6 protein-coding genes are annotated in these 7557 nt (G+C 31.7%); all 6 read right to left on the bottom strand.

Annotated elements, in window-relative coordinates; all coding sequences use genetic code 11:
- Nucleotides 1-10 precede the first annotated feature (10 nt).
- Nucleotides 11-1177 carry an efflux RND transporter periplasmic adaptor subunit gene (locus ACFSSE_RS12000; RefSeq protein ID WP_379045854.1) on the bottom strand — a complete coding sequence of 389 codons (1167 nt, stop codon included), beginning with the start codon at nt 1175-1177 and terminating at the stop codon, nt 11-13.
- On the bottom strand, nt 1170-2459 hold the full coding sequence (locus ACFSSE_RS12005; RefSeq protein WP_379045851.1) for an HlyD family efflux transporter periplasmic adaptor subunit: 1290 nt from the start codon (nt 2457-2459) through the stop codon (nt 1170-1172). Before ACFSSE_RS12005 ends, ACFSSE_RS12000 begins: the two co-directional genes overlap by 8 nt.
- A complete protein-coding gene (locus ACFSSE_RS12010) occupies nt 2437-3684 on the bottom strand; it encodes a TolC family protein (protein ID WP_379100928.1) in 1248 nt (415 codons plus the stop codon). Before ACFSSE_RS12010 ends, ACFSSE_RS12005 begins: the two co-directional genes overlap by 23 nt.
- The gene (locus tag ACFSSE_RS12015) at nt 3671-5605 is read right to left on the bottom strand and encodes an efflux RND transporter permease subunit (protein WP_379045845.1); all 1935 of its coding nucleotides are present in this window, start codon (nt 5603-5605) and stop codon (nt 3671-3673) included. Before ACFSSE_RS12015 ends, ACFSSE_RS12010 begins: the two co-directional genes overlap by 14 nt.
- 1 nt (nt 5606) lies before the next feature.
- The gene (locus tag ACFSSE_RS12020) at nt 5607-6899 is read right to left on the bottom strand and encodes an efflux RND transporter permease subunit (protein WP_379045842.1); all 1293 of its coding nucleotides are present in this window, start codon (nt 6897-6899) and stop codon (nt 5607-5609) included.
- Between the two features lie 89 nt (nt 6900-6988).
- The gene (locus ACFSSE_RS12025; protein ID WP_379045839.1) at nt 6989-7435 is read right to left on the bottom strand and encodes an HYC_CC_PP family protein; all 447 of its coding nucleotides are present in this window, start codon (nt 7433-7435) and stop codon (nt 6989-6991) included.
- Between the last annotated feature and the right edge of the window lie 122 nt (nt 7436-7557).

A 7557-nucleotide genomic window follows, 5' to 3' on the forward strand; every position in this document is an offset into this window, starting at 1 on the left:
TTACTATTTATTAATTGTTTTTTCCTTTTCTGAGTTTTAACTCACTGTCTAACAAATATGTTCCGCTAACTACAACTTCTTCGCCATTATTTAGTCCAGATTTTATAAGAACCGAGTTTTCATTTTCTGATGAAATTTCAACCTCTTTACGTTTAAAGCTATCATTTTCTTTCACCCAAACATAAGTGTCTTCATTATTTCTAATAACAGCATTAGTAGGTAAACTTAAGGCATCTTTACTTGAGTTTCTAATTAATTTCACCGTAGCTTTCATGCCAATAAGGTATTTATTATTAGTGTTATTTAAACTAGCTCTTAACGTAATAATTTGACTGTTAGCATTTAATTGAGGACTTAAAAAATCCACTTTTGCTTTTTGTGGTTCAAAATTTTCAACCTGTATGGTGATTGCATTTCCAACTTTTACATTCGAAATTTCATTACTATACAAATGTGCTTCAACCCAAATATTACTAAGGTCTTCCATTCTTAATACAGGCATTCCCTCACTCAAGTATTCGCCTTCAGTAATGCTTATTTCTGTTATTATACCACTATTTTGAGCATAAACAGAAATATATGGCTGTGTATTTTTATCATTTATTCTTGCAATTTGTTGCTGATTTAAACCATATAATTCAAGTTTATTTTTACTGGCAATAAAAAGTTTTTTATAAATATTTTCATCAGGAAATTCATTACTTAGTTTTTTATTTAATAAATACTCTTTTTGCATACTTAATAAATCTTCACTGTAAATTTTATAAAGCAATGCACCTTTATTTACAAAAACACCTACTTCTTGATAGTACAATTTATCAACTCTACCATTAAATTTACTGGCAACGGTATAAACATTTTCTGGGTTGGCAATTACCCTAGCATTAAGTAATTTGCTGTTTTCATAATTTGATGTGCCCAATTTTTGGGTTTTAATATTTGCCAATTTAATTTGATTTTCATCCAAAATTATTTCATCAGAATTTACAAATTGCGTTTTAACCAAATCCATATTACATATAGGGCAAATACCAGGCTTATCTTGGATAATTTGTGGGTGCATTGGGCAAGTGTAAATAACAGATGCCTCCGTATGTTGATGATTATCTGCTGTTTTTTGTTTGCAAGCTAAAATCACAAACAAAAGCAAAAATAATATTCCTTTTATTTTATTCATTAGTATTTATTTTTATGAAGCTTTCGCTATCAATCATATAACTGGCATTATTTGCAATTTCATCACCTGGCTTTAAGTCTTTCACCAAAACTTGCTTATTTGCTTTAGCAGTAACATTTATTGTAATGGCTTTTAGAACTTGATCTTTTTTAATAAAAACAATACTCTTTTCGCCCAATTGGTAAACTGCTGCTTCCGGAATCCATATTCCAGTAATGCTATTTTGGCTCACAGTTGCATTGGCTAATTGCCCAATTTTAAATTGGTTATTTCTATTATTTAAAACAACTCTTATTTCGGTTAAGTTTTGGTTGTTTTTATAAAATGGCTGCACTAAACTTACTTTACCCGCTATGTTTTTTTTATCAATTGTGAGTTCTATTTTATCGCCACTTTTCACCCATTCACTTTCTGAAGTATTTGTGTAGAAAATAGCCCATAACTCATTATCATTAAAAACTTTATACAATAAATCTCCAGTGTTAATATATAAGCCATCGGTTAACATTAAAGTGGTGTTTGCAGTTTGTAAATCATCATTACTATCAGTGCTTGCATTTAGTAAATAACCACTGTAATTACTATAAATATTTATGGTATCATCTGCTTTACCACTTTTTAAAACTTTATTTATTTGCTGATTTGAGACGCCTAACAATAATAACTTTGTTTTAGTTTGATTTAATAAAGCGTTTTCATTTTTAGATTTTAAATAAAGTAACTCTTGCTGAATAGCCAATAATTCTGGACTATAAACTTTTAATAAGAGTTGTCCTTTTTTAATGGGTTCAAAATTATACTTTACATAACTTTTTTCAATTCTACCACTTACTCTTGCAGAAATGGTTTTTATTTGGTTGCTATTATAAGTGATTGTTCCGTTTAAATTTACAGATGGTTTTAACGTAGATTCTTTAACAACAATAGTTTCCAAATTATTGGTGAAAGAATCGTTATTTGCACTTAAAGCGTTCATAACAGAAGAGTCAACCTCTAGATTAATTGCTGTTTTAGTGTGAATCTTTGTTAAATCCATTCCGCAAATTGGGCAGGTTCCAGGTTTGTCTTCTACAATTTCTGGATGCATAGAGCAAGTGTATGTTGCACTTTCCGAAATGTTTTTATCAGTAGAATTACAAGAAAATAGAAAAATTGTGAGTAGTAAGCAGCTAATTTTAAGTGCTCTTGATACTTGATGCTTATACCTCTCTATCATATAGGCTCTTGATTCTTGATACGTTCTTCTTGACTCTTCTAAACTATCTCTCCACATTTTTCTCATATTCTACATACATTTTAAAATATTCATTATAAAGGTTTAAATAGTCAATTTGCGCATCATTTAAATCTTTCCAGCCTGTTAATACTTCGCTTAATTCTTTTTTGTTTTCCTGATAATTTAACATCATCACCTCGTAACTCTTGTTTAGAGATGGTAATATTTTATTTTTGTAAGTTTCAAGTTCCGAATTAAGATGTAATAAATGTTGTTCGCTACTTTTAATCATCCCATTTAATTGATTTACTAAATTGTCTCTTTCTAACCTAAGTGCATTACTTTCAAACTCATTTGCTTTTAACTTACTTTTGTATCCTTTTGCAGCCCAAGGTGCAATAGGAATACTTACGCCCGCCATTAAAGAAAATTGATTAGGCATTTGGTTGTTGTAGGCAAGCATGTGGTTAAAAGAGATGTTAAAATCGGGCTTAGCTTCATTAGCAATCATTTTTTTAGCTAAATTAACGCTCTGGATTTGTGCATCAGCTTGTTTTACGATGCTTCTGTTTGCAACCATGGAATTTATATCTTTAATAACAAAATGCACAATGTTTAAGCTGGTATCTATACTGATAGGTGCATTGTATGGCTTATTCATTAAAACATTTAGTCTAATTTTACCAATGTGGATATTTGCTAATGCAGCAGTTAGTTTATTTTGTCCATCATATATTTTAGCGTCTAAACTGTAAATTTGATCTAAATCTGCTTTGTTATAGGTATATCTGATGTTTGCCAACTTTTTAAGGTTGCTTAATATTTCAATATTTTTATTGATAAGTTCAACCTTCTTTTGTTCTACAACAACATCGTAAAAAAAGGACCTTGCTAAAGCCTTAAGCTCATTTAAATTATTGTTTTTTGCTGCTAATGTAATTACAGATTGGGCAGCTAAATAAGCGGCTTCGCTATTCTTTTTGCTTTTGTTAAGTATTTCCTGTTCGGCGGTAAGCATAAAAGAACCATCTCTTAAGTTGTTTGCTCTACTAAAGTTATTATAAGGCGTCATAAAAGAACCAATTCCTAACATTGGCGCTTTCCAAGCACTTGCACTTTCTATTAAAGCATCTTGTTGCTTAACTTGTTCGTCGTATATTTTTAATGACGGGTTGTTTGTTTCCACAGCTTTTAAAACAGAATCAATGGTCATCGATTTTTGTCCAAACAAATTAATTTGCACCAAGAACATCAGCGAAAGCAAAACAAATATGTTTTTAATGTTTAACATCAAGCACCTCCATTTTTCCGAATTTTTTAAGTTCATATTCTTTTGTCATTAAGAAGATAAGTGGTGTTACCAATAAAATATGTGTAGATGAAGTTAACACTCCACCAATCATTGGTAAAACAATAGGCAGCATTACATCACTACCTACGCCATTGCTCCACAAAACAGGAACTAAGCTAAATAAAGCCACACAAACTGTCATAATTTTAGGTCTGAGGCGTTTAGCCGCACCTTTAATTACATATTCTTTTATGTCATCATTAGTTATAGTTTCTTTAGAGTTTCCTTTTTCTTTAACCAATTGTTGCATGGCATCGTTTAAATAAATTACCATCACTACTCCAGTTTCTACTGCAATTCCAAATAGTGCAATAAAACCAACCGCAACTGCTATAGATAAGTTAACTCCATAAAAATAAACCATATAAGCCCCGCCAATTAAAGCAAAAGGTATGGTTACCAAACTTAAGAAAGCTTCTCTTAAAGAATTGAATGCTAAGTATAGCGCTAACAAAATAATCACTAACACAACGGGCATAATTAAGAGCAATGTTTTTTCTCCCCTTATAAGGTTTTCATATTGTCCGCTCCATTCTATAAAGTAACCTTTAGGTAAATTAAGATCTGTGTCTAGGGCTTTAATAGCTTCCTGAACGGTTGTGCCTAAATCTCTGTCTCTTACGTTAAACATTACAGCACCACGCAGCAATGCGTTTTCTGAGGTGATCATAGGTGGGCCATCAGCAAAAGAAAAATCTACCACATTAGAAAGTGGTATTACACCAGCATCAACAGAGTTAATAGGAATTCTTTTTAATTTTTCAATACTATTCCTGTAATCTTCGCCTAATCTAATGGCAATTCCATAACGTTCTCTTCCTTCAATTGTATTAGCAAAAGGAACTCCTCCTAAAGCCACTTCAATTGTTTTATTTACATCATTAATACTTAACCCATAACGAGTTAAAGATTCTCTATTAATGTTTAGCTCTAAATATTTTCCGCCTGTTACGGGTTCTACATATAAATCTTTAATACCGTTTATTCCTTTTAGTTTACCTTTAATTTGTTCTTCAACTTTGGCAATTTCTTTTAAATCTTGTCCATAAACTTTAATACCAACATCTGTTCTGATACCTGTAGAAAGCATGTTTATGCGATTGATGATAGGTTGGGTCCAACCGTTTACTACACCAGGTATTTGTAATTTTGCATCTAATTCATCAATAATTTTCTTCTTAGTCATTCCTTCCCGCCATTCGCTTTTTGGTTTTAACTGAATAATGGTCTCAATCATGCTCAATGGTGAGTTATCTGTGGCTGTATTTGCTCTACCAGCTTTTCCTAGCACCTGCGCAACTTCCGGAGTAGATTTGATGATTTTATCCTGTACTTGCAAAATCCGTTTTATTTCGGAATTAGAAACATCTGGGAGGGTTACGGGCATAAAAAGAATTGATTGTTCATCTAACGGAGGCATAAATTCTCTTCCTAAACTAAAAAGCAAAGGAATACTAATGAGTAAAGCCAAAATATTTATACCAATTGTAGTTTTACGATATTTTAAACAAGCTTTAATTGTAGGCTCGTAAATACGCTCTAAAAAACGATTAATTGGATTGTGGTTATCTGGTTTAAAATTCCCTTTCATAAAAAAGGATATTAAAACAGGAGCGAGGGTAACCACTAATAAGGCATCAACCATTAATATAAAGGTTTTTGTAAATGCCAATGGATGAAAAAGTTTACCTTCTTGCCCTGTTAATAAAAAAACAGGTAAAAAAGAAGTGATGATAATAATGGTTGAATAAAAAACACCACGAGAAACCTGCTTACAAGCTTTTTCTATTATTGTTAAACGCTCTTTATCATCAAGCTTAACTGTGTTATTTACGGAAGTTCTTTTGAATATATTCCTCATGTTATTCCGATTTTAGATTTTCGTTATTTAATTCCTCCTGACGTACAGATAGCTGTTTATAAGCATTTTCTGACATAATAATTCCGTTATCTACAATAACACCAATGGCTAATGCAATACCTGTTAAAGACATAATATTTGAGCTGATATCAAAAGCATTGAGCAGTATAAAGCTTGCAGCAATAGTAATTGGTATTTGTATAACAATACTGATTGCGCTTCGCCAGTGTAAAAGAAAAACAAACACAATAATAGAAACCACTATAATTTCTTCAATTAATATATTTCTGATGCTATTTATAGATTCTTTAATTAAACCGCTTCTATCATAAACAATATTAAAACTTACACCTTCTGGCAAGCCTTTAGCTACCTCATCCATTTTAGCTTTAACTCTTGTTATTACTTCATCTGCATTTTCGCCGTAACGCATTACTACAATACCACCAACAGCTTCACCTTCACCGTTTAAATCAAAAATACCTAACCTACTTTCGCTAGCCATTTGCACATTTGCAATATCTTTTATTTTAATTGGGATGGTTTGGCTGGTTTTAACCGCTAAGTTTTCAATTTCTTCGATAGATTTTAGGTATCCAGAAGTTTTGATAATATAGCCCATATCGCTCAATTCAAACTTACGACCACCGCCTTCGTTGTTGTTGTTATTAACGGCATCCATAATATCATTAACACCAACTTTAAAGTAAGTTAGTTTATTTGGGTCAATAGTGATTTGGTATTGCTTTTGGAAACCTCCAAAAGACGCTATTTCACTAACTCCATCAACATTTTGGAGAGCAAATTTAACATACCAATCTTGTAAGGCTCTTTGCTCGCCAAGGTTCATTCCCTTAGTTTGCAAAGTGTACCATAAAACATGGCCAACCCCTGTTCCATCTGGACCTAAAGTTGGTGCAACACCATTTGGTAAAGTATTATTTACGGTACTCAGTTTTTCTAAAACCCTTGATCGAGCCCAATATGGGTCGACATTGTCTTTAAAAATCACATAAATAAAACTCATCCCAAACATGGAGTTGGCCCTAACGTATTTTACTTTTGGGATGCCTTGTAAGCCGGTTACTAAAGGATAGGTAATTTGGTCCTCAATAATTTGCGGACTACGGCCTTGCCATTCTGTAAACACAATAACTTGATTTTCGGATAAATCTGGTATAGCGTCTATTTTGTTTGTTTGAACAGCAAACACACCAAAACCGAAAATAACAACTGCAATTAGCAGTACTATAAATCTATTGCGAAGCGATAATGAAATCAGTTTCTCAATCATTTGAAAATGAAATAAAATAAAAGAAATCAGCACAAAAGATGCTGTTAGAATTTTTAAACTTCTTTAACGAAGTAAAAGGGAATTAAATTCTAATTACGGAATTGTTGTAACAAGATGTATAAACCTTGTTTAAGTAGGGGGAAAACAGAAATCTCTTTTTCTTCTTCTTTTTCTTCAACTTTATCTGAGCTAAAACTGAATAAAGAGGTAAAGTAATTGCTGATGAAAGTGAAAGATTTGCTAAAAACTGTTTCGTTTTTAGATTTAACAGATGTGTTTTTGTTATCTGTTTTTGCAGAAACTTGATGATCTTGGCAACAAGTATCAATTTTCTTTAGAGATGATTGTTGGCTGTAATTATCGCAATCCTTTGTTGATATACGATTTTGTTGCATTCCACAATCTTTATTATTAGCATTTAAGCTGATATTTTGTAATTCGCCAGCGCAATAATGCAAGTTTACAGCCATGCCACTTGAGGTAATAAATACCATTAAGCATAAAAGTAAAACTAAACTGTGACGAACTTTTTTCATTAGAGTCAAAAGTAATGTTTTTTTCTTTGGAATAAAAAACATTTGTAGATGAAGTAACATAACTGTCCGAACAAATAATATACAAAAAAGGCCTGTATAATTCTAATTTTGAGTTGCGAAAC

Origin of the sequence: Pedobacter alpinus, from assembly GCF_042684645.1 — a bacterium.
GTDB classification, from domain to species: Bacteria; Bacteroidota; Bacteroidia; order Sphingobacteriales; family Sphingobacteriaceae; genus Pseudopedobacter; species Pseudopedobacter alpinus.